This window comes from Paenibacillus brevis (assembly GCF_018919145.1).
GTDB classification, from domain to species: domain Bacteria; phylum Bacillota; class Bacilli; order Paenibacillales; family Paenibacillaceae; genus Fontibacillus; species Fontibacillus brevis.
Window position 1 is genome coordinate 1 of sequence record NZ_JAHLQJ010000031.1, and the last position, 23,498, is coordinate 23,498.

General features: G+C 50.6%; 21 protein-coding genes. All 21 read left to right on the forward strand.

Annotated elements, in window-relative coordinates; all coding sequences use genetic code 11:
• Positions 1 to 897 precede the first annotated feature (897 nt).
• Positions 898 to 4,437, forward strand: coding sequence for a helicase-exonuclease AddAB subunit AddB (gene addB / locus KQJ23_RS22320; RefSeq protein WP_216481114.1), 3,540 nt, complete (start codon positions 898 to 900; stop codon positions 4,435 to 4,437).
• Entirely contained in the window at positions 4,434 to 8,405 is a 3,972-nt protein-coding gene (addA, locus tag KQJ23_RS22325) for a helicase-exonuclease AddAB subunit AddA (protein WP_216481115.1), read from the forward strand. Before addB ends, addA begins: the two co-directional genes overlap by 4 nt.
• Before the next feature lie 54 nt (positions 8,406 to 8,459).
• Entirely contained in the window at positions 8,460 to 9,104 is a 645-nt protein-coding gene (locus tag KQJ23_RS22330) for a response regulator (protein WP_216481116.1), read from the forward strand.
• Between the two features lie 3 nt (positions 9,105 to 9,107).
• Complete coding sequence (locus KQJ23_RS22335) at positions 9,108 to 10,223, forward strand: sensor histidine kinase (RefSeq protein ID WP_216481117.1); 1,116 nt, start codon at positions 9,108 to 9,110, stop codon at positions 10,221 to 10,223.
• Between the two features lie 141 nt (positions 10,224 to 10,364).
• The gene (locus KQJ23_RS22340) at positions 10,365 to 11,300 is read left to right on the forward strand and encodes an ABC transporter ATP-binding protein (RefSeq protein WP_216481118.1); all 936 of its coding nucleotides are present in this window, start codon (positions 10,365 to 10,367) and stop codon (positions 11,298 to 11,300) included.
• Positions 11,301 to 11,311: 11 nt separating this feature from the next.
• Positions 11,312 to 12,445, forward strand: a complete 1,134-nt coding sequence (locus KQJ23_RS22345; protein ID WP_216481119.1) for an ABC transporter permease — start codon at positions 11,312 to 11,314, stop codon at positions 12,443 to 12,445.
• The gene (locus KQJ23_RS22350; protein WP_216481120.1) at positions 12,446 to 13,597 is read left to right on the forward strand and encodes an ABC transporter permease; all 1,152 of its coding nucleotides are present in this window, start codon (positions 12,446 to 12,448) and stop codon (positions 13,595 to 13,597) included.
• A 247-nt stretch (positions 13,598 to 13,844) separates the two neighbouring features.
• Positions 13,845 to 14,207, forward strand: a complete 363-nt coding sequence (locus tag KQJ23_RS22355; RefSeq protein WP_216481121.1) for a histidine triad nucleotide-binding protein — start codon at positions 13,845 to 13,847, stop codon at positions 14,205 to 14,207.
• Positions 14,208 to 14,341: 134 nt separating this feature from the next.
• Positions 14,342 to 14,515, forward strand: coding sequence for a 30S ribosomal protein S21 (gene rpsU / locus KQJ23_RS22360; RefSeq protein ID WP_005547957.1), 174 nt, complete (start codon positions 14,342 to 14,344; stop codon positions 14,513 to 14,515).
• Positions 14,516 to 14,530: 15 nt separating this feature from the next.
• Entirely contained in the window at positions 14,531 to 14,974 is a 444-nt protein-coding gene (locus KQJ23_RS22365; RefSeq protein WP_044479332.1) for a GatB/YqeY domain-containing protein, read from the forward strand.
• A gap of 110 nt (positions 14,975 to 15,084) precedes the next feature.
• The gene (yqfC, locus tag KQJ23_RS22370; protein ID WP_216481122.1) at positions 15,085 to 15,378 is read left to right on the forward strand and encodes a sporulation protein YqfC; all 294 of its coding nucleotides are present in this window, start codon (positions 15,085 to 15,087) and stop codon (positions 15,376 to 15,378) included.
• Complete coding sequence (yqfD, locus tag KQJ23_RS22375) at positions 15,375 to 16,553, forward strand: sporulation protein YqfD (protein WP_216481123.1); 1,179 nt, start codon at positions 15,375 to 15,377, stop codon at positions 16,551 to 16,553. Before yqfC ends, yqfD begins: the two co-directional genes overlap by 4 nt.
• Before the next feature lie 6 nt (positions 16,554 to 16,559).
• Positions 16,560 to 17,534: a PhoH family protein gene (locus KQJ23_RS22380; protein ID WP_216481124.1), complete on the forward strand. Its 975-nt coding sequence runs from the start codon at positions 16,560 to 16,562 to the stop codon at positions 17,532 to 17,534.
• Positions 17,535 to 17,615: 81 nt separating this feature from the next.
• On the forward strand, positions 17,616 to 19,910 hold the full coding sequence (locus KQJ23_RS22385; RefSeq protein WP_216481125.1) for an HD family phosphohydrolase: 2,295 nt from the start codon (positions 17,616 to 17,618) through the stop codon (positions 19,908 to 19,910).
• Positions 19,882 to 20,379 carry an rRNA maturation RNase YbeY gene (gene ybeY / locus KQJ23_RS22390; RefSeq protein ID WP_216481126.1) on the forward strand — a complete coding sequence of 166 codons (498 nt, stop codon included), beginning with the start codon at positions 19,882 to 19,884 and terminating at the stop codon, positions 20,377 to 20,379. Before KQJ23_RS22385 ends, ybeY begins: the two co-directional genes overlap by 29 nt.
• The gene (locus tag KQJ23_RS22395) at positions 20,379 to 20,750 is read left to right on the forward strand and encodes a diacylglycerol kinase family protein (protein ID WP_216481127.1); all 372 of its coding nucleotides are present in this window, start codon (positions 20,379 to 20,381) and stop codon (positions 20,748 to 20,750) included. The genes ybeY and KQJ23_RS22395 overlap by 1 nt, the downstream gene beginning before the upstream one ends.
• Positions 20,751 to 20,784: 34 nt before the next feature.
• On the forward strand, positions 20,785 to 21,198 hold the full coding sequence (locus KQJ23_RS22400; RefSeq protein WP_216481128.1) for a cytidine deaminase: 414 nt from the start codon (positions 20,785 to 20,787) through the stop codon (positions 21,196 to 21,198).
• A 61-nt stretch (positions 21,199 to 21,259) separates the two neighbouring features.
• Complete coding sequence (gene era / locus KQJ23_RS22405; RefSeq protein ID WP_216481129.1) at positions 21,260 to 22,162, forward strand: GTPase Era; 903 nt, start codon at positions 21,260 to 21,262, stop codon at positions 22,160 to 22,162.
• A 136-nt stretch (positions 22,163 to 22,298) separates the two neighbouring features.
• Positions 22,299 to 22,445 carry a YqzL family protein gene (locus KQJ23_RS22410; protein WP_212942089.1) on the forward strand — a complete coding sequence of 49 codons (147 nt, stop codon included), beginning with the start codon at positions 22,299 to 22,301 and terminating at the stop codon, positions 22,443 to 22,445.
• Positions 22,446 to 22,471: 26 nt separating this feature from the next.
• The gene (gene recO / locus KQJ23_RS22415; RefSeq protein WP_216481130.1) at positions 22,472 to 23,221 is read left to right on the forward strand and encodes a DNA repair protein RecO; all 750 of its coding nucleotides are present in this window, start codon (positions 22,472 to 22,474) and stop codon (positions 23,219 to 23,221) included.
• Positions 23,222 to 23,296: 75 nt separating this feature from the next.
• The gene (locus tag KQJ23_RS22420) at positions 23,297 to 23,452 is read left to right on the forward strand and encodes a hypothetical protein (RefSeq protein ID WP_216481131.1); all 156 of its coding nucleotides are present in this window, start codon (positions 23,297 to 23,299) and stop codon (positions 23,450 to 23,452) included.
• Positions 23,453 to 23,498 lie beyond the last annotated feature (46 nt).

Genomic DNA, 23,498 nt, shown 5'->3' on the forward strand with positions numbered 1-23,498 from the left:
TGGATATAAACCTTTGGTTAAAAGGCAAAGGAATAGGGGATTGACAAAAAACGTTCATAGCAGTGAAAAAAGTTACTCTAAATTTAGGTGAAATGATGGAAATACGGATATAGTGAAAATTTTTGCGCTTAAAGTTGGCTAAACCGTGGGTTTTTACAAGTTACTGGAGATCTAAGGTAAGTTTTTTCACTACAGGTGGGTTCGAGCACCGAGCAGAGAATGAAGGGAAGTAATTTGTAATTTCACTGGAGCGTGATCGAAATGTGGCTGGCCAAGTGAGGAAAGTTAGGTTCAGAGCAAAACTGGAATTTCTGTGGGATAGGCGAAGTTCTACGCAAGCCGGAGCATCATGAAATGAGGCGAAACTCCAGATACACCTCGGTATGCCATCACGTTCGCGCGTAAAGCGAATTGCGCAAGCTGCCGCAAGCGCGCTTTGCCCAAGGCTTGCGCTCAGTATCACCTTACTTGCACGCCGCAGGAGACAAGCTTATTGCAGCGCAACATATTGCAATGCAGTTTATGCCGCAGGCATGTGCAAATTGCATTGCAGTTAAACTTCAAAGGCGAAGTAACCAGGGCATAAGTGTGAAGGGTTGTGAAGAAGCGAAGTGGTCGCCTTTGTGAGCGGATTTCTCCCTTGTTAGAACTTAGTCCAATCATAGAAATCCGCGAACAACAGCGATTGTAGCAACTCTTCACACGTTGCCCCCTCTAACTCGCCCGCCAACGTTTAACTGTCTTCCTGCTTTTGTACACTTCTCTGCAGGTTTACAGAAATGACAGCTTGCCATAAGAGGGAACGTATATTCCTATCGAATGAAGGTATGTTATACTGATTTACAGTTAGAAAAAACGAGCGGGCAGGTACACCGTCATCATAAGGGAGGCAGCCTCATGTCATTGCAATTGATCATTGGCCGTTCCGGAAGCGGCAAGAGCCATCAAATTCTGGAGGATATCACATCACAGCTGCGCGAGGATCCGACAGGCCCTCCGATGATTCTGCTTGCCCCGGAGCAGGGGACATTTCAAATTGAACAGGCGATTTTGAATGCCCCCGGCATCTCTGGCACGGTTCGCTTGCAGGTACTCGGCTTCCGCCGGCTTGCGCTCCGGGTTATGCAGGAGACCGGCGGGGCAGCTTTGATTCCGATCAGTGACGAAGGCAAGAAGATGCTCCTATACAAAATTATGCGAAGACACAAAGAAGAACTTCGTTTATATGGGAAGGGCGGCGATCAGCTCGGACTGATTGATGAGTTGAATTCACTTTATACCGAACTGAAGAAGCATCAAGCCGACTTCAACCTGTTAGGCGGCTACCGAGAGGTACTGACATCGGCCCCTGTTACTCAGGGAGAGAACGCGTTGTTACAGGACAAGCTGCATGATCTGAGCCTGCTGTACCGCGAATTTGATGCTGAGCTGTCCGGGCTGTACATCGATGCAGAGGACCATGTTGTCAAGCTAGCCGAAGGAGCGAAGGACTCGGCTTATTTTCGTGGGGCCAAGCTGTGGATTGACGGATTCCATTCGTTTACTCCTGGGGAATATAAGGCGCTTGGTGAATTGCTGAAGACGGTTGATTCCGTCACTGTAGCGTTAACGCTGGATCGATCCTATGATGATGGTGCACAGCCTCATGAATTGAATTTATTTCATACAACGGCCTCCACCTATATCAAGCTTCGGGAGCTGGCGGAAGCGGTGGGTGTGGAGATCAAGCCGACAATCATCTTGAATTCACGTCCGTACCCGCGGTTTCGAAGCAGTGAAGCACTCGCCTATCTAGAGGAGGCTTACGAACGAAGAAAGCCTTGGCAGGGCGCAAAGACTCCGCAAGGATTGGAGCAGGACATTGTTCTGTTAAATGCCGGAAGCCGGCGGATTGAAGTCGATGGAGCCGCTAGGCAAATTCGCCGCCTTGTCCGCGAGGAAGGCGCCAGGTATAGAGATATTGCCGTTTTTGTACGAAATATCGACGACTATGCACAGGTGCTGGGACCGGTATTTGAGGATTATGGAATTCCTTATTTTATGGATAAGAAGCAAAGCCTGCTTCATCATCCTTTGGTTGAATTTATCCGGGCATCGATGGATATTGTGCTGAAATTCTGGAGGTATGAGGACGTATTCCGCAGTGTGAAGACCGGATTTTTGCTGCCTGCGGATCATAGTCTAACCCGGGAAGATATGGACGAATTAGAGAACTACGTGCTTGCCAGCGGCATTCAGGGTTACCGCTGGACAGATGGCCGTCCATGGAAGCCTAAACCGAGCGAATCGTTGGAGGAAGCAGAGGGGAAACAAACCAGTACCGCTGCGGATAAGCTGAAGCTGCTCGAACGCTGCCGCAATGCGGTTGTCACACCGCTTGCAGCCTTTGACAAGGCGCTTAAGCAGGCCAAGTCGGCACGTGAGATGTGCCTCGCAGTTTATGGACTGCTTGAGGCAATCTCGGCAGCGGACAGGCTTGATCTTCTGTCGCATCAAGCGCTGGAGAAGGGACGGCCGCAGCAAGCAGCAGAGCATCGTCAATTATGGGGGGCACTGCTGGATTTGCTTGATCAGATTGTCGAGATGATGGGGGATGAGAAGCTCGCACCTGAAGCATTTGCAGGCGTGCTGGAGACGGGAATCAAATCGCTTAATCTGGGCCTGGTGCCTCCCGCATTGGATCAGGTTCTGATCGGAAGCACGGATCGCACCCGTACAAGCCGTGCGCTGCATGTTTTTCTGCTCGGAGTTAACGAAGGCATTATGCCTGCGGGGATTCAGGAGGAGGGGTTGCTGAGCGACCGAGAGCGCAGCTTGCTTGGCGAGCTTGGATTAGAGCTGGCACCGGGCCTGACGCGCAGGTTGCTTGATGAGCGGTTCCTCATTTATGGCGCGCTATCTTCGGCAAGCCGTTCCCTTTGGCTCAGCTATCCGCAGGCAGATGAGGAGGGCAAACCCTTGCTTCCTTCCGAAGTGATCCGCCAGATGAAGGCTATCTTCCCTGGAGGCATACTTCAGGAGCGTAAAATGGAGGGCGAGCCTGTATTCGATGATGCTAAGGTGCCTGCGCTCGACTATATAAGCAGCCCTGTGCCTACTTTACCGCGCTTGATCAGCCAGCTTCGTGTGTGGCGAACCGGCCAGCCCATCTCGGCGGAATGGTGGAGTGCGCTGGATTGGTACAATCAATCGCCGGAATGGAGCGGTGTGTTGAGAAGGCTCGTAGGCTCGCTCGATTATCGTAACCGCGCACACAGCCTGGCTCCTGCGACGAGCAGGAAGCTATATGGCAAAGTGCTGCGGACAAGTGTGTCGCGGATGGAGAAGTTTTCGGCTTGTCCGTTTTCTCATTTTGCTTCCCACGGTCTAAGGCTTAAGGAACGTCAGCTATATCGGCTTAAAGCTCCGGATATTGGACAGTTGTTCCACTCCGCGCTAAGCCAACTGGCAGTCACTTTCAAGGAACAAGGCCGCAGCTGGGGGAGTCTGACTCCGGAGGAGTGTCTTCAAGAGGCAGATGCAGTCGTGGAGCGCCTCGCTCCCAAGCTCCAGGGCGAGATTCTGCTCAGCACGAAGCGTTATGGCTATATCAAGCGTAAATTAAAGCAAATTGTTGGCCGGGCATCGGTTATTCTCGGCGAGCAGTCTCGAAGAGGCAGCTTCGAGCCAATCGGACTCGAGCTTGATTTTGGTCCGGGCCGTCCGCTTCCGCCGCTGACCTTTGAGCTTCCGAACGGCTGCGTGATGGAGATTGTAGGACGAATCGACCGGGTCGATATGTCCGAAGGGGAAGAAGGCGTGCTGCTCCGAGTTATTGATTATAAATCCAGCCAGACGGACTTGAAGCTGCATGAAGTGTATTACGGACTATCCCTGCAGATGCTGACCTATCTGGATGTGTTGCTCAGCTCGGCGGAAATGTGGCTCGGCCGGCCGGCGCTTCCGGCTGGAACTTTGTATTTTCATGTCCATAATCCGTTGCTTCAGAGCAGTAACGAACTTAGTGAAGAGGAAGCCTACAGCGAAATGCTGAAACGGTTCAAAATGAAAGGCCTGCTGCTTGCAGATCGTGAGGTCATTGCCCGGATGGACGGCCAGCTAGAGAAGGGGTATTCGGACATACTGCCTGTAGCGGTTAAAAGCGACGGCAGCTTCTATAGCACGGCCTCCGTGGCAACGCTGGAGCAATGGCAGGGCCTATTAAGCTCTGTGCGCCATAAGGTTGTGGATATCGGAACCCGAATTACGGACGGTGAGGTTCAAATAACCCCGTATAAAATAGCGGCAGAAACAGCATGCACTTATTGCCAGTTCAAACCGGTATGCCGGTTTGATGAAGGGCTGGACGGCAGCTATAAAGTGCTGAACAAGCCCGGCAAGGAAGAGCTTTGGAGTATGCTTGGACAACCCGGGAGAGAGGAGGAGCAGGGCCAATGAACAGGATACCGAAACCTCAGGGGAGCTATTGGAGTGATGATCAGTGGAATGCGATCTCTCTCTCCGGTGGAGATATGCTCGTTGCAGCGGCAGCCGGTTCAGGAAAGACCGCTGTGCTTGTCGAACGGATTATCCGCAAGCTGTCGGCTGCCAATCAGCCCTTAAGTGTGGACAGGTTGCTAGTGGCAACGTTCACCAAAGCTGCGGCCTCGGAAATGAGGCAGCGCATCCGTGAAGCGTTAGAGCGGGAACTGGAGCGTGACCCGGGAAGCGAGCATTTGTCCCGGCAACTGGCCATGCTTGGCCGAGCCTCGATTACAACGCTCCATTCCTTCTGTATGGAAGTGATTCAGCGGCATTACACGCTTATTCCGCTTGATCCCGGCTTCCGGATTGCGTCAGAGAGTGAGACTGTGCTGCTTCGCCAAGAAGTGCTGGAGGCCCTGTTCGAGGAAAAGTATGCCGAAGAGGAAGAGGGCGGCGACTTTCTGACGCTGGTAGATTGGTTCAGCGGAGAGCGCAGTGATGCCGAGGTGTTCGTGCTCGTTCAGAAGCTGTATGAATTTTCCCGCAGTCAATCCTGGCCCGAACACTGGCTGCGTCAGGCTGCAGCTGCATTTCGCCCGGCTGATCTGTCCGAGCTGGAGGATAGCGGCTGGCTGTCGAGCCTGCTGAAGGATACTTTGATCGTTCTGGACGGTGCGGCCGATGTGCTTCGACAGGCTGAAGCGCTGGCTTTATCTCCCGGCGGGCCGGCCCCTTATGCGGAGACGCTGCGGGAGGATGTGGCTCTCATCGCCAGCCTGCAGGCTGCGGCTTCGGAAGCTAACGGATGGACTGGATTGCAAGAAAGATTTCTTGGAGCAGGCTTCGGCAAGCTAAAGCCTTGCAAGAAGGATCTGACAGATCCTGATTTGCAGGAACGGGTGAAGAGGCTGCGGGACGATGTCAAGAAATCTGTAACCGAACTGCGCGGACAATTGTTCTCCCGCTCGCTTCAGGATTACTTGAAGGAGCTGTATCTTGCCGCTCCGCTAATGGATGGGCTGGCTGAGCTGGTCATTGAATTCGGAGAACGTTACAAGAAGGAGAAAACGGAGCGAGGCTGGCTTGATTTTTCGGATCTGGAGCATTATTGCCTGCAAATTCTGCGGCACCCTGATTCGACGCCGGCAATGACGATGCCTTCCGAGGCTGCAAGGGAGTATCAGCTCCAGTATGAGGAAGTGCTGCTTGATGAATATCAGGATACAAATACGGTTCAGGAGGATATCGTGCGTCTCATTTCACGGGAGTCTCCTGGCAACCGGTTTATGGTTGGCGATGTAAAACAGAGTATCTATCGTTTCCGTCTGGCGGAGCCAGGGCTGTTCCTGGAGAAATACCGCAGCTATGGCGGTGATTTCACCGGCTCCGGACTGCGAATTGATCTGGCCAGGAACTTTCGCAGCAGACGCGAGGTTGTCGATGCGGTTAATTTGCTGTTCCGGCAGATCATGAACGAAGGTGTGGCTGAAATCGCCTATGATAACAGGGCGGAGCTGGTGTATGGGGAAGGTTATGAGAATCTGAACGAGGGCAGTGATTACCGACCAGAGCTGTTGCTTCTGGATCGGACGGCTTCAGCCTCTTCCTCATTCGGAGAAGCGTCTGGCGATCTCGCAAACGCAGGATCCACAGTCAGCGGATCAAATGACAAGAGCGGGGAAGAGAATGATGTGGAACCGGAAGCCGTCCGGCTGGAGGCGCGGTCAATTGCCCGGCGAATCCGCGAACTGACCGGGCAGACCGGACAGCCTCCGCTGCAGGTCTATGATAAGCAGCTTAAGCGGCTCCGTCCTGTCGAATACAGAGATATGGTCATCCTGCTCCGTTCTACCCTGTCATGGGCTCCCATCATGATTGAGGAGCTTCGAATAGAAGGGATACCGGCATACGGTGAACTGAATCAGGGGTATTTTCAAGCGTCCGAAGTGGAGACGATGCTAAGCTTGCTGCAGGTTATAGACAATCCGTTGCAGGATATTCCGCTTGCGGCCGTGTTGCGCTCGCCTGTCTTCGGATTGAGCGAAGAAGAGCTTGCACAGGTCCGCTTGACCTTGCCGAGCGGCAGCTTCTATGAGGCTGTTCTCTCTGCGGCTTCCGGGGATCAGATGGATGCGGTAGCCCAGGATAAGTTGAATTTATTTCTGGAACAGCTGGATGACTGGCGCAATCTGGCCAGTGAGGGAGATCTGGGGCAACTGATCCGCGCAATATACCGGGATACCGGTCTCCAGGATTGGGCATTGGGGCTTCCCGGCGGACATCTGCGGCAGGCCAATCTTCAAGCGCTGCACGATCGGGCTAATGCCTATGAGAAGGCGACATCATCCCGCGGGCTATTCCGTTTCCTCAGATATTTGGAGCGACTGCGCGAGAATGGCGGAGATCTGGGTGCGGCAACGGCTTCCGGATCACTGGAGCAAGCTGTGCAGATCATGACGATCCATAAGAGCAAAGGACTGGAATTTCCGGTCGTCTTTGTCGCCGGCTTATCGAAAATGTTCAATCGGCAGGATTTGAATGCCCGTTTCCTCATTCATAAGGAGCTGGGGTTTGGTCCGAAGCTCGTGGACAGCATCAGGAGAGTCAGCTATCCCATGTTGCCAAACCTGGCGATCCGAAGACGAGCGTTAATGGAATTGTTGGCGGAGGAGATGAGAGTGTTGTATGTGGCCCTCACTCGTCCTAAAGACAAACTGATCTTGATATCTGCTGTAAAAGACCTAAGCAAGACAATTGAAGGCTGGGGCTCAGTGATGGATATCCGCGAGGAGCAGCTGCCGGATTATTTGCTTGCCGGTGCCCGCTCCTATCTGGATTGGATCGGCCCTTCGCTGATCCGTACCCCTTCGGCAGTTGAATTGCGCCGCTGGGCAGGCTTGCCGGAGACAGCTTCCGGTGTGCTGGCCGATACCGCGTCCGAATGGCTGATCCGGGCGGAATCCGGTTTAACGGATTCCGATTCTGCCCTTGCTGCGGTAGATCACCAAGAGGCTGCGGCCACAGCTGAGCTGGGGGATGGGATAGCAGCTCCTTCAGATCAGCCGTTCATGCCGGGAGAGCATTCGGTCCAGGAACTGTTATTATCCGACGAAGCCCCGTTCTGGCTTCATCATGTAAACCAGGAAGCAGACGGGCAAGTGAAGGCTGCGTTAAGCTGGACGTATCCTTATCGTGAGGATACGATGCTTCCGGCGAAGACAAGCGTCACGGAGCTGAAGTCTTACCAATCTCTGTACTCGGACGAGTCTCCGGCTGTGGATATTTTGACACCGCCTGCACTTTCTGCGGAGGATGGCGAGCCGTCTTTACCGGAGTTCCAGCTGCATCTGAGAAGACCAAGGTTTATGGAACAGAACAGACTCACACCTACCGAACGTGGAACAGCCTATCATACCTTGATGCAGCATATTTCTTTTGAAGGGGAAGAAACGGCAGAGAGCCTGCGCTCCTTGCTGAATCAACTGGTAGAACGCCAGATCATGACTTCGGAGCAGATCTCAGGAATTAACCTCGAATATATTATCCAGTTCCGATATAGTCCGCTCGGAATGGCGCTGAGACAAGCCGATTGGATCCGGCGCGAGATGCCTTTCAGCTTCGGACTGCCGGCTTCCCGGGCACACCGCCGTTTGCATCATTCACAACCGCAAGACAGTATGGACGAGGAGCATAATGAACGGGAAGAGACTGTACTGGTACAGGGGGTTATCGACTGCCTGTTCCAGGTGGATGGACGGGTAATTCTGCTGGATTACAAGAGTGACAAGGTGCTTTCGCACCGCGGCGGCACTGCCGCCCTGACCGAGAGCTACCGCTTCCAGCTCGAGCTGTATGCGGAGGCATTGGAGAAAATAACGGGTATGCCTGTCGATGAGAAGTGGCTGTTTTTCTTCGATAGCGGGGACGCCGTCAAGCTGTAGCAAGGACTGATATAACGTACAGTCCGAACCAAAGTTCGAGGAAGTGGGCCAGAGATGAACATTCGGGTCATTATTGCGGATGACAATTCGTTCATTCGGGAAGGTATGCGGATCATATTGAACACCTATGGAGACTTTGAGGTGTTGGCGGCCGTTGCAGACGGCGCTGAAGCGGTTGATTTTTGCCGGGAGCATGAAGTGGACGTTGCATTGCTTGATGTCCGGATGCCGAATATGAACGGAGTGGAAGCAACACGGATTCTTGCGGAGGAAACGAAGACAAAGCCGCTTATCCTGACGACATTTGATGATGATGAATATATCGTGGATGCGGTCCGTTATGGGGCGAAGGGGTATTTGCTCAAGAACAATGATCCGGAACGGATCTGCGATGCGATTCGAAGTGTCTATCACGGCCATAATGTTCTGCAAAATGTGATTCTGGACAAGCTGAAGTTAAGTCTGGGTGAAAACCGTCAGCATGAGGAGAGTCCGGCAATCGATAAGACGCTGTTTACCGAGCGGGAGCTTGAAGTGATGTCGCGTATCGCCAAGGGGCTCTCCAACAAGGAAATCGCCAAGGAGCTGTATATTTCGGAGGGGACTGTGGCGAATTACATCACATCGGTGTTAAGCAAGACTTCGCTGGAGCATCGGACGCAGATTGCTATTTATTATTTGACAGGAAGGATCCGCTAGATCATGGAGCGGTGGAATCTCGTCAATAAGCTGATTGTGCTTCTTCTTATCATCGCTGTCTCTTATTTTGGAGAGGTGCAGCCGTCACCCTGGATGGTGCTCTCTTTGCTGGCTTACATTGCAGTGATGCTACTGGCCCAATTAGTCCATCCGCCCCGTCTTAAACTAGTGCTGAACGCCTTTGCCGGCTATGTCCTGTTGCTATGTATGCATAGCGTGAATCCTGTGTTCATACTGCTGCTTCCGCTTACTTTGAGGGATCTCCTTAACGGTTATCTTCGCAGTCCTTATGTGCTGCTAAGCGTTATGGCACTTCCGTTGTTATTCCTGTCGGAATTGCAGTTGCAGTTAGGGTACGCTTTTATCACCGCGTTTTTTGCATTTAACGGAACCTATGCGGATCTTCTGCAAGGCAAGATCAGGCGGCAGGAGGAACAGCTGGATAAGCTCAGGGGGACACAGGAAAGGCTGATGAACAGACTTCATGAGAATGAAGATTTTATTCGTGCTGCTGAATATACCTATAAGCTGGAGGAACGAAACAGACTGTCCCAAGAGCTGCATGACGGGGTAGGACATGCCATGACGGGTGCACTGATTCAGATGGAGGCGGCCAAGGCCTTGCTATGGAAGGACGAACAGGCTGCAGAGAAGTTGCTCCAGAATGCCATCGGTATCTCTCAGGAGGCAATCGAGCAAATCCGGCTGACTCTAAAAAATACGAAGCCTCCAACCCAACAGCTGGGCATACATCGGTTGAAGGCCGTGGTCGAAGCATTCGGCAGCAGCTCGGGTCTGCTCACAACCGTTGTGCATGAAGGAGAAATTGAACGAATCAGTCCGCTGCATTGGAAGGTCATTCACGACAATGCAGCTGAGGCGCTCACGAATACGGCCAAATATGCCGGGGCGACAGCCGTTCATGTGGAGGTCAGAGTACTGGGCAAGCTGGTCAAGGCGGTAGTGTCTGATAACGGGCGCGGGCAGGCTAAGATTGTCAAGGGACTCGGACTGGTTGGCATGGAGGAGCGGGCAGCAGCCGTAAACGGAACGGTGATCGCTGATGGTGCAAGCGGATTTAGTGTAACTACCTTGATTCCGCTAAGCGAGATGTCGTGATGCTAACCTGAGGAAGGGTGAAATTTCTCTGCATATTCATGAAATTATTCATATCAAAAGGATGAACTTATGCACTACATGAGGTCATCCTTTTTTCTTACAATGAATACATAATCAAACGCTAGGGAGGGAGTTGAGCTTGTGAACGTACTGGATATCCGCGGGTTGACCAAAAAGTTCGGCGAGTTTATTGCTGTCGATAACATGTCTTTATCGGTAAGGGAAGGGGAAATCTTCGGATTCCTGGGTTCGAACGGTGCCGGGAAAAGCACGACGATCAATCTGGTGGCTTCTTTATTAAGACCGACAAGCGGGGAGATCCGTATTTTGGAACGCAATATTGCGAAGCACCGGCGATTTGCCAAGACGAATCTGGGTATCGTGCCGCAGGAGCTGGCCATTTACCAGGATATGACCGCTCTGGAGAACGTAATTTTCTTCGCTGGATTGTATGGCCTTCGGGGCGAAGAATTGAAGGAACGGGCGCTGGAGGCGCTCCAATTCGTCGGATTGGAGGATAAAGAGAAGAGCTATCCTAAGAACTTCTCCGGCGGGATGAAACGGCGGCTCAATATCGCTTGCGCAATTGCTCACCGCCCCAAGCTGATCATTATGGATGAGCCTACGGTTGGAATTGATCCGCAATCCCGCAACTATATTTTGGGTTCGGTACGCAGATTGAATGAAATGGGCTGTACGATCATATACACCAGCCATTATATGGAGGAGGTCGAGGAGATCTGTACCCGGATTGCAATCGTCGATCACGGCAAGATCATTGCCGATGGAACCAAGGAACAGTTGATTGCAGCCATTACCGATATGAAGAACATTACCATTGAACTTAAAAAGGCAGATCCGGAGCTGGCTGTAACATTGAAGCAAATCGCCGGGATCAGAGCGATTTCTGTCAGCGACAACCTGATTACGATTAGCAGCGATCTGGCTGTCGATAATCTGGGGACGATTCTGAAGCTGCTGATCGACAGCGGTTCTGAAATCAAGGCGTTGGAGGAGCAGGCCCCTAATCTGGAGACAGTGTTCCTGACGCTGACAGGAAGAAACCTGAGGGATTAGGAGGGGACGACTTGAATCTATTGCGTATAGCAGTTAAAGAGCTCAAGCATGATTTTCGCGATCGCTGGAACTTGATGTTCATGTTGGCTTTCCCCCTCACTCTCATGCTGATCTTGGGATTTTCCCTAGGGAGTACATTCGGAGTGATCGCCCAGGTGGGTGAGATTCGCGTGCTTGTCCGGGATAGCGGTGACAATCCTGCCTTGTCGGATAGCTTCGCGGCATTTGCTGCCGGGGTGACGGAGTCGGGAGTTCAATTTGATGATTGGCAGGAAGGGACAGAGGGCCGAACGGAGGTCGAGCAGGACCTTTATGACAGCTATGTAGAGTTAAGCTCATCAGGCATCCATATTTATAGCAGCAGCCGTAACAGTCTCAAAAGCGATATTTTTCAAGGGATGATGCTTACGTTTGGAGATCGGTATACAGCAGTCCAGACCATCTCCCAGACTAAAGACGCTGCCAGAGCACTCCAGATCCTGGACGATGCAAAGGGAAGCTCTGACTATGTCCGTGAAGTATCGGTGGTTGCAGAACGTCAGCCCGGTGCGCTGGATTATTATGCGCTAGCTATGAGCTGCATGGTGGCATTGTGGGGAGCATGGTCTGCAAGCAACTTGATAGGCGGTGAACGCAGATGGGGAACAGCCAGTAGGCTGACCGCTGCGCCAATCACAAAATTCGATATTTTCACTGGAAAAGTACTGGGAAGCTTGGTCACGAATATGCTTTGCGTCAGCATCGTGGTGTTCGTGAGCAAATATGTCTTTGGTGCCTACTGGGGTGATCACATGCCCGCTGTACTGACTGTGTTGTTCTCGGAAGTTGTATTGGCCGTAAGCTTGGGATTAACCGTCAGCTATCTCTTCAATCAGGCATCAAGCCGAAGTGTTCTTATGATCATCACTCAACTGGCAGCCTTTTTCGGCGGTGCTTATGTGGCGATAGGCGTAGATGAGGATCTCGGCATTTTTCACTGGGTGACCAATCTGTCTCCGATCCGCTGGGCCAATGTCGCATTAACCCGGATCGTATACGCCGGTCAGATAGCTTCGATGTGGCCGGTCGTATTTTTAAATCTAGGGCTGGCTGTTATCATGCTGGCAGCCGCTGCCGCAATGATGCGCCGCAAGGAGGGGCTATAGATGAACAATAATTTGAGCTGGCTGATCCTGTTTACATTGAAAAGAGAGTTCCGCAAGGCTAGTAACCTGATCATCTATTTCGGCCTGCCGATTGCGGGGATACTGGTCTCCATGCTTCTATACGGAAACAGTGATCAGGGGGGCCTTCGCTTGGGGATTGTCAATGCTGAAGGAAGCGAGGTCGCAGCGGCAGATACGGTCCGGTTCATCAGCGGATTAGACCATGTGCGGCTTGAAACGATGGGGGAGAAGGAGCTTCATCAGCGACTATACTCCGGCAAGCTGGATGGAGGAGTCATTATTGAAGAAGGCTATTCCGCAAGCTTGCTTGATGGAGAGCCGGAGCATATTGTGATCGAGTCCGTTAAGGGTGCCGAGGTAACGGCCTATCTTAAGGCCATGTTGAACGGACATATCGGTAATATGGTTCTGCTCGCCGAAGCTGCGGACGGTGATCCCGAGACGTTCAAGCACTTGCTGGAGACCAACCTTCAAGGGAATTTCCAGGTGGAGACCGAGACGGTGAACGACCATTCTGACCAGAAGCAGATGACCTATCAGTCCATCGGATTCCTGATTCTGTTTATGATGACCTCGGCAGTCAACTTATCGGAGTTGATTTTGAACACCAAGGAGGATCGGACCTATTTCCGGATTATTTCATCGCCTGTCAGCTCCAGGACATATGTTGCGGCTAATATTGCTGTGAATTTGTTCGTCATGCTGGCGCAGACCGTGTTCACGCTGATATGCTTACAGTATGTATTCCGAATTGATTCCGGGATTCCAGTCCTCCAGCTGATGGGCTTGATGATGCTGTTTGCTCTAAATTCGGTTAGCATTTCGCTAGTTATTGTCGCAATCTCTAAAAACAGAGGTGTTTCCGGGTCTCTGCAAAATTTAATTATCATTCCAAGCTGTATGCTGGCGGGATGCTTCTTTCCTCCTGAGGTGATGCCTTCCGCGATTCGCAAAGTATCGGATTTCATGCCCCAGAGCTGGGTGCTGAAAGCGATCCAAGCCCTGCAAAACGGTAGAGGTTTCGCTGAAATTGCGCTTTATTTGGGGATCCTGCTGGCTTTTGCGCTCGTCTTCTTTCTGATCGCAATCTATCAATTTGGAAGAAACAATGATATCCGAAGCTTTAGATGATATTTTCTTCACAAAGCAAAAATAAGTGATGTTGATCACAGATACAGTATCAACCCGCTGTTATACTACAGTTAGCCGACATCAATTTTGCAAGCACCCCGACGGACGTATTGCTGACAGAGAATTTATTATTTTCGGTCCAATACGTCCGTGTGAGAAGCGAACTCGCTGAGTACGCTAGGGTGCTTCTTTTTTTTGCCATTTTTCTGTATGATAGAGGGAACTATATGATAATGGAGGCTTACCTATGGAAAACTGTTTGTTTTGCAAAATTGCGGAAGGCTCGATTCCGTCCAATAAAGTCTATGAAGACGACCGCTTTCTTGTATTCCACGATATTGAGCCTGCGGCACCGACACATGTACTGATTATCCCCAAGAAGCATATTGCTACGATGAACGATGTGGAGCAAGAGGATGCAGCGCTTCTTGGCGATCTGCATTTGGTTGCGAAGGAGGCGGCAAAGAAGCTTGGCGTAGCAGAGTCCGGTTATCGTCTGATTAATAACTGCGGGCCTGACAGCGGACAAGCGGTCTACCATATCCATTACCATCTGCTTGGCGGGACGAAGTTAGGCGCTTTAGTCCAAAATTCCAGCTCGCACGCTTGATAAAGAAAACATTCTTCTTCCATATATTAAAAATAGGGTGCTCAGGTTGACACCCTATTTATTTTTCCCCTATAATGAAGTTTGATGAACCGTGTTAGGCTCTTGGACGGTCTGGTCGGAGGGAGGGAAAACTGGTGTCTGAAACTAAAGTTCGCAAAAACGAGACAATTGATGCTGCACTTCGTCGCTTTAAGCGCTCAATCGCTAAAGATGGCGTATTGGCTGAGGTGAAGAAACGCAAGCATTATGAAAAGCCAAGCGTAAAGCGCAAGAAAAAGTCTGAGGCTGCTCGTAAAAGAAAGTTTTAGGAGGAAATTGCTACCATGAGTCTTAGCGAGCGATTGAACGAAGATATGAAGCAAGCGATGAAGAGTCAAGACAAGTTCAAACTCTCCACCATTCGAATGGTTCGTGCTACGATTAAAAATCTTGAAATAGATTTGAAAAGAACTTTGGACGATAGTGAAGTGCTTGATATCCTAAGTCGTGAGATCAAACAGCGCAAAGATGCCCTCCAAGAATTTGAAAAAGCAGGTCGTGACGATCTTGCCGCAAATGTTAAGGCGGAAGCCGAGATTATTGCCGAGTATCTTCCCGAACAGCTGAACGAAGATGAAATTAAAGTTATCGTACAGCAGACCATCCAGGAAACCGGTGCTACTTCGAAAGCCGATATCGGGAAGGTAATGAGCGCGCTAATGCCTAAGGTCAAAGGCCGGGCAGACGGCAAGCTGGTTAATCAGGCAGTTCAACAGTTTCTGCAATAGTTAGAACACAGCAACACCCTCTACTTTGGTAGAGGGTGTTTTTTCTGTCTTTCATAAATAAGCCGCTCCTAGCATACTGTGTAAAGTAAAAGAAGGAGGTTTGCCTCAGTATGAGCCGGATGATTCGAAAAATACGGAAATGGACGGTCGAAGCTCTGGATCTTCCGAATGATCTTGTGTTTGATTTGCCAAGGCTCACCTGGGTTGGCGGCAAGCAGTTATACATAGAAAACCACCGCGGCATTGTGCACTTTTCCCCCGAGGCCCTTCATTTGCGCACAAAGGAAGGAACCTTGGAGGTATATGGGAGCGGATTGCTGATTAAGGAAATCATGCCTGAAGAAATTGTGGTCGAAGGAAAAATCAACGGTATTAACTATCGTGAAGCGGAGGGATCTTCATGAAATCATCGATATTGTCAAAGTGGAGCGGGGCCGTAACGGTCATTGTCCGTGGGGGAGACATCGAAGGCTTCATTAATGAGGTGACCGCTGCGGGAATTCAGGTCTGGGATATCAAGCCTCGCAATGATCGGAAGATGGAGCTGTGCATGAAGGTGGACAGCTTTTTTACGCTTCGCCCGCTGTTAAAGCGGACAGGCTGCCGGGTCTCCGTGAAAGAGCGGTTCGGATTGCCGTTCATGCTGCTTCGTATTTGGCGCCGCAAGTGGTTTGCCGCCGGGTTTATTCTCTTCGCGGCGGTCCTTTTTAGCTTAACCAGAATGGTCTGGGATATCGAGGTAACAGGCAATGATAAGATAGCGAAGCAGGATATCTTGCTTGCTGCGAAGGAAGAAGGGCTGTATCCTTTTCAGTGGACCTTTGCGCTGCCTTCACAGGACAAGCTGTCAGCCAATCTGAGCCGCAAGCTTCAAGGAATCTCCTGGGTTGGTGTTTCAAGAACCGGAACCAAGGTTCATATTCAAATTGTAGAGGCGACCGAGCCGGAGAAGAAGCTTGTCAGCCCGAGTCATTTAGTCAGCAAGGCCGATGGCGTCATTACGTTCATTTATGCAGAAAAGGGTCAACCTGAGGTGAAAAAGCATGACCGGGTCAAGAAGGGGCAAATTCTGGTGTCCGGATATCAAGGCGGAAAGGCCGTTGTATCAAAGGGTCAAATTCGGGCCAATGTATGGCATGAATATGAGATAGAAGTTCCGCTTATCCGCAAGCAGAACGTGTTTACCGGGGAAGAAAAGGAGCGCGGCTACCTGTACTTTGGACGGACAGCAATTCAGTTGACCGGATACGGCGCTGACGGATTTGAATCGTCTCGGGTGACCACAGAGTTTGATCCATTGACCTGGAGAAGCTTCCAGCTTCCGATCGGCTGGATGAGCGAAAAAATTCAAGAGACAGCAGAGCTGGAATTTAAGCTGAGCGAGGAGAAGGCTGCCGCCGATGGGATCGAACGGGCAAAAGAAGACATTTTAGCCAAAAACGGCGCTGACACAACGATTTTGAATCAAAAAATTTTGCATGAGAAGACAGACAATGGTAAAGTTTATATGAAAGTGCTTTTTGAAGTGGAACAATCCATCGCGGAAGAACTCCCGATAGTATATGATCAAGGAGAATGAGTCTATTTGTCAGAACAACTGTACAGCATAAAAATACCGCTCCAGAATGCATCGGAAGGTCTGGCGCTCTTCGGTCCGCAGGATGTTTTTCTGAAGTTGACCGAGCAAAGAATCAATGCAACCATTGCGCTTCGTGAATCGGAGATTTCGATTCGCGGCGAAGAACAGGAAGTAGAGAAAATCAAGCAATTGTTCGAGGTATTACTTGAATTAATCCGGAACGGGTATATTCTAACCGAACGGGATGTGCTCTATGCGATTGATCTGGCGAAGGATTTTCGTGCCGATCAATTGCTTGATTTATATAGGGGAGAAATTGCGGTCACCTATCGCGGCAAGCCGCTTCGGGTCAAGACGATTGGCCAAAAGCATTATGTCACGACAATCCGGAAGCGGGATATTGTATTCGGTATCGGTCCTGCGGGCACGGGGAAGACCTATCTTGCCGTTGTTATGGCGATAACAGCATTGAAGGAAGGCGCAGTCAAGCGGATCATCCTGACCCGACCTGCTGTGGAAGCAGGGGAAAGCCTGGGCTTTCTTCCGGGAGATCTGCAGGAGAAGGTAGATCCTTACTTGCGGCCGCTCTATGATGCCTTGTATGATGTGATGGGGCCTGACCAGACAGCCAAGGCGCTGGAGCGGGGACTGATTGAGATTGCACCATTGGCTTATATGCGCGGGCGTACGTTGGATGATTCCTTTATTATTTTGGATGAGGCCCAGAATACAACCCCTGAACAAATGAAGATGTTTCTGACCCGTCTGGGCTTTGGCTCGAAGATGGTCATTACAGGAGACGTAACACAGATCGATTTGCCGCGCGGCAAAAAGTCCGGTCTGGTCGAGGCGGGAAAGATTTTGGAACCGATCGAGGAAATCGGGTTTGTTCATTTCGATGATTCTGATGTCGTAAGGCATTCCTTGGTTCAGAAAATTATTGTTGCGTATGATCGCGCTGCCGAACAGCAAGGTCAGTAAGTTAATTACCGGAGGCCTTTACCCGGAAATTATCCGGGTGAGGCTGCTTTGGGTTTATAATTTCGCGGGAGGGCTGTCTCTATGACTTCAAGCAACCAACAAGGAAAGAGCAAGCTCCAATCCAAGACGGCAGGCTGGAAGTACAGCTCCTCAGTACGATATGTACTGTATGGCGCGCTCATTGTCATGCTGTATTTAAGTATGTCGCCCAAGCTGTTGCCGGAAACTTACGACATTGCCGTAGGCTTGCCGGCGGATAAAGAAATACTGGCTCCTATGGATATACCGAATACAAAGGCGACGCTAAAGGCGCAAGAAGAGGCTGCCGAGAAAGTGGGACAAATTTATTCTATCCTGCCGCTTCGCAACGAGGCGCTGGTTGGCCAATTGCTTGATCGCATCTCTCGGCTGAATCAGGACGATCAGGTATCGACCGATGATAAGATTAATATTTATCGTGAAGAGCTTCCGCAGCGGGTGAAGGATCACGTGCAGAATTTTATTATGAATAATCGCTCCAACAGTTCTTATTCAGCGACCCTGTTTGAGGAAATTACCCGGAAGGTGGATGAACAGCAATATTCCATTTCCGAGGAGACCTTCATTAAAATTCCCCGCCTGACGGCAGAGGATATTAATGAGATGAAGCCGGTTGCTGCCGATATCGTGGCCAGGCTGATGACGGACCAGATTGTCGACGCACAGACCGCCCGGGCGAAAGTGGCGGAAATGGTCAGCACCAGCTCGCTAAGCAAGCGGACCTCCCGTGAGGTTGTACAGGAACTCGCAAGACTGTCGATCACCGCGAACAAGTTTTTCGACGATGAGGCCACAAAAGCTGCGAAAGTAGAAGCCAGAGAGAATACCCCTACAGTTTATATCAAGCAAGGGGATGTCCTGATTCAAAAGGGCGAAAAAATTTCCGAGGAAATGTATAGTCTGCTGGAGAAAAATGGACTATTGAAGGATGAGGTTAATTACTGGCCGCAGTTGGGGCTTGTCCTGCTGTCTGCCTTAATGGCGACCGGTCTGATCCTGTTTATGCGTCAATCCCAAGGGGTAAACCGTTTCAAGTACAACAATTCGCAATTTGTTATGCTGCTGTTGATTCTGCTTATCACGCTGCTATCACTACATATTACTTCTATCCTGCAAAATGAACAGCGTCCTTATATGGGTTATTTGGCGCCGGTAGCGACGGGAGCCATGCTGATCACCTTGCTGATCGACCTGTCCTTGGCTTATACCTGCTCCATTCTGTTAAGCATTATGGCAAGTATTATTTTGAATGTTCATCAGGGACAAATCTTTGACTTTGAATTCGGGCTGTTTGCCCTGGTCATTTCGTATGCATCGATCTTTGCCATTCACAAGGCCAGCCAGCGGTCAACCTTGCTCAAAGCAGGTATTATGATTTGCCTCTTTGGGTCCTTGGCCGTCTTCTCGTTGATTGTCATTCATAACAACGGATGGGCAGAGAATGGTGAAACGCTGTATGCCATCGGCTTTGCCATTGCCGGAGGGCTGTTGACCACGATTCTGGTGATCGGATTAATGCCATTCTTCGAGGTCACTTTCGGCATCCTGTCTGCCCTGAAGCTGGTGGAGCTGTCTAATCCCAACCATCCGCTGCTTCGGAAGTTGCTGACCGAGACACCGGGAACGTATCATCATAGTGTCATGGTCGGGAATTTGTCCGAGGCCGCTGCTGAAGCGATCGGAGCAGATGGTCTACTCTGCCGGGTAGGCTCATATTATCACGATATCGGCAAGACGAAACGCCCGGGCTACTTCATCGAGAACCAGAACAATATGGAGAATCCGCATGATTTTATAGATCCTAAACTTAGTAAATCAATCATTATTGCCCACGCCCGGGACGGGGTGGACATGCAGAAGGAATATAAGCTGCCGAAGCCGATCCGCGATATCGCGGAGCAGCATCATGGTACTACATTCCTGCACTATTTCTATCACAAAGCACTCTCGCAGGCCGAGGAGCAGGGTCTGGAACCGGACTTCACCGAGAACGACTTCCGCTATCCTGGTCCGAAGGCACAATCCAAAGAGGCTGCTGTGGTAGGTATTGCCGACAGCGTAGAGGCTGCTGTGCGTTCGCTTCGCAAGCCTACAGTGGAGCAGGTTGAGACCATGATCGAGAAGATTATCAAGAGCCGGCTTGATGATCATCAGTTTAATGAGTGCGATTTGACGATGCGCGAGCTTGATCTAATTGCCCAGACATTGAAGGAAACAGTCATGGGAATCTTCCATTCCCGAATCGAATATCCGGATCAAATCAAGAAGAACAAGGCGACCGAAGAGAAAGACAAGGGGAGTGCTGTGAATGAGCCTAACACTGGTTTGGAACAATGATCAAGACAAAATGGCGGTCGAGGACAGCCTGATCGAACTGCTGGACAAGCTGCTTCAAGCGGCTGCCGAGATGGAGGGCATTGCCGACGGAGAGGTTGATCTGACTTTTGTGGATGATGAAGCTATCCACGAGTTGAACAAAGAGTATCGCGGCATTGACCGTCCTACCGATGTGTTATCCTTTGCTATGAACGAATCACTTGATGAGGAAATGGATATCGTGTACGAGCTTGAGGAAGGCGAAGAGCTGGACGAGCTGACCGATGTGCTCGGCGACATCATCATTTCCGTCGAGCGGGCGAAGTCGCAGAGTGAAGACTACGGTCATTCCCTGGAACGTGAGCTGGGATTCCTGTTTGTGCATGGATTCCTGCATCTGCTTGGCTATGATCACCAAGATACCGCCAGTGAACAGGTCATGATGGGGAAACAGGAAGCAGTCCTGGCCCAGGTAGGGTTGGTTCGGTAATGAAGCCCCGCCGCAGCTGGAGCAGAGTCTTTCGGGATGCATGGTCAGGCATTAGAGAAACAGTGATGCATGAGCGTAATATGAAAATACATGCAGCCGCCGGAATTGCTGTGCTGATTGCCGCACTGTTGCTGCGTCTCCCTGCAAGAGATATGGCGCTGCTGCTGTTAACCATTGCGATGGTTCTTACAACGGAAGTTATCAATACTGCGATTGAAGCTGCAGTGGATCTGGCAGCACCGGAGTGGCACGAATTGGCGAAGAAAGCCAAGGATGCTTCTGCCGGAGCTGTGCTGATCGCCGCGGCTTTTGCCGTCTTCATCGGACTTTTAGTGTTCTGGAGGCCTGTGATGACATTACTGGGATTGTAGTACAGCGGTTCATTTAGAATGGGGAGCTGATAGAATGGATTACAAGGCGTTACTTCAAGAAGCGGTTGAGGCACGGAAAAAAGCATATATCCCTTACTCAGGTTTTGGCGTTGGAGCCGCGCTGCTAGATCAGTCGGGAAAGGTTCACCATGGCTGTAACATTGAGAATGCGGCCTATGGACCAACCAATTGTGCGGAGCGGACGGCAGTATTTCGCGCGGTTGCTGACGGCTTGAAGCCGGGATCCTTTCAGGCCATTGCGATTGTTGGCGATACCGAGGGGCCGATCTCTCCATGCGGGGTGTGCCGGCAGGTGCTTCTCGAACTATGCGGCCCGGAAATGCCGGTTATTTTAGGCAACCTGAAGGGTGATGTCAAAGAAACTACGGTAGGGGAACTGCTGCCATACTATTTTAGCTCCGTGAATCTGCAGGAACAGCAGGAATAATGCAAGTACTTCCAATAGTTATGAAAATATAGCATAAAGATGCGAAAGGAACTTTCACTACATGGCAAAATCCAAATTCAAATCGGGCTTCGTTGCCATCGTCGGCCGGCCGAATGTCGGGAAATCTACGTTGATGAATCATATCATCGGCCAAAAGATCGCAATCATGTCTGATAAGCCGCAGACAACCCGTAATAAAATTCATGGGGTCTATACATCCGAAGAGATGCAAGTGGTCTTTCTGGATACGCCCGGCATCCATAAGCGGCAGTCCAAGCTTGGCGATTACATGAACACGACAGCTCTGAACACCCTTGGGGAGGTTGAGGCGGTCCTGTTCCTTGTTGATACCGCGGAAGGGCTGGGAGGCGGAGACCGTTTTATCATTGAACGCCTTAAGAATGTCCGCACTCCTGTTATTCTTGTATTGAACAAGATCGACCGGATTCAGCCGGAGGAATTGCTGCCGATCATCGAGGAGTATCGGAAGCTGTATGATTTTGCAGAGATCGTACCGATCTCCGCGATGCTTGGAAGCAATGTGAATACATTGATCGAGCAGATCGGAAAATATTTGCCGGAAGGCCCGCAATACTATCCGGAGGATCAGGTGACCGATCATCCGGAGCAATTTGTATGTGCAGAGCTGATCCGGGAGAAGATACTTCATCTGACCCGGGAGGAAGTCCCTCATTCCATTGCCGTAACTATTGAAGATATGCGGGTGGAACAGAATGGGGTCGTCTATATATCTGCTGTTATTTTTGTGGAGAGAGACTCCCAGAAGGGAATTATCATCGGTAAGCAAGGCGCCTTGCTTAAGGAAGTCGGCAAGCTGGCCAGACAAGATATCGAGAATCTGCTGGGATCCAAAACCTTCCTGGAGCTATGGGTAAAAGTAAAGAAGGACTGGCGGAATCAGGAACGGATTTTGAAGGATTTGGGCTTCCACCGCGACATGTAGACGGATTGGGAGGATTTGTATCACATTAGTTCGTGTTTACCCGAGCATCCTATCCTTTGAACATGGTAGTTCAAAAAGTCATCACTTTTGAGCACTAATTTGAAAGGCGTCATTTCGAAGGGAAGGGTGAATACGAATGCGAGATTTTTCGTGGAAGTATTTTTCAATGACTGGAGATGTCGATGCTTACATGCTCTATAAAGAAGCTGTCGGCAATCCAGAGGACGAGATGACTGAAGCCGCAGAGGAATGGGTTGTTCCGGAGGAACAACAGGAATTATAACAAGCTTCACACATGGGGGAAGAGACATGCTATACAGGGTGGAAGGCATTGTCATCCGCAGCATGGACTATGGCGAGGGGAACAAGATCATCACGCTGTGCACAGAGGGCAACGGTAAAATCGGAGTATTGGTCCGGGGGGCAAAGAAGGTCAAGAGCCGTCATGCGGCACTAACGCAGCCTTTTACGCTCGGAGAGTTTGTGTTTTACCGTCCTAACCATGGCCTGGGCACATTGAATTCAGGTGAGATTATTGAATCTCACTTTTCTTTACGTGAGGATCTTTTCTTAGCGGCCTATGCCTCCTATGCTTGCGAATTGCTGGATCGGACCTTGCAGGATGAAGAGGTGGGCAGCTTCTGGTACACACAGCTGAAGGCTTGTCTTGAATCGCTGGCTTCGAAAAAAGATCCCGAGGTTGTCATTGCGCTGTATGAGATGAAAATTTTGCAAGCGGCCGGCTATGGACCCGTAATCTCAAATTGCGTATCCTGCGGACGTTCGGCCGATACTTATAAAATAAGTCCCCGGCTGGGAGGCTCGCTCTGTCCTTCCTGCGGACATCACGATCCGGCTGCTCAAAAAGTGTCTGCAGGCACCTTTAAGCTGCTTCATTATTTTGAACGTATGGATATGCGCAGGCTGGGCAATGTTGAAGTTAAGGATGAGACCAAAGCGGAGCTCAAGAGGATCATGCGGGATTTCATGGATATGCAGCTTGGGCTTAAGCTGAAGTCGCGCAACTTTCTGGACCAGCTTGATAAATACGAGATTTGACGTGGCATGTGAAATCGGATATTATAAATAAGAATTTCTCCTTTCTGGAGACCTATGCGTTGATCGGGAAAAGTAATGATGTTTCGAAGCGGCAAGAACAGCGAGTCGGGGGTAGTGGAAGCCCGGCCGGAGGAACTCATGAAGCGGCGGCCCGGGAGGATGGGAATGGTACGTGAAAAGCGGATCTGTTGGTGGGCGGTATGCAATTCAGCTGCCAGGCAGATCAAGTAGGGTGGAACCGCGGGACAATAGCTCTCGTCCCTACGTCTGACAACAG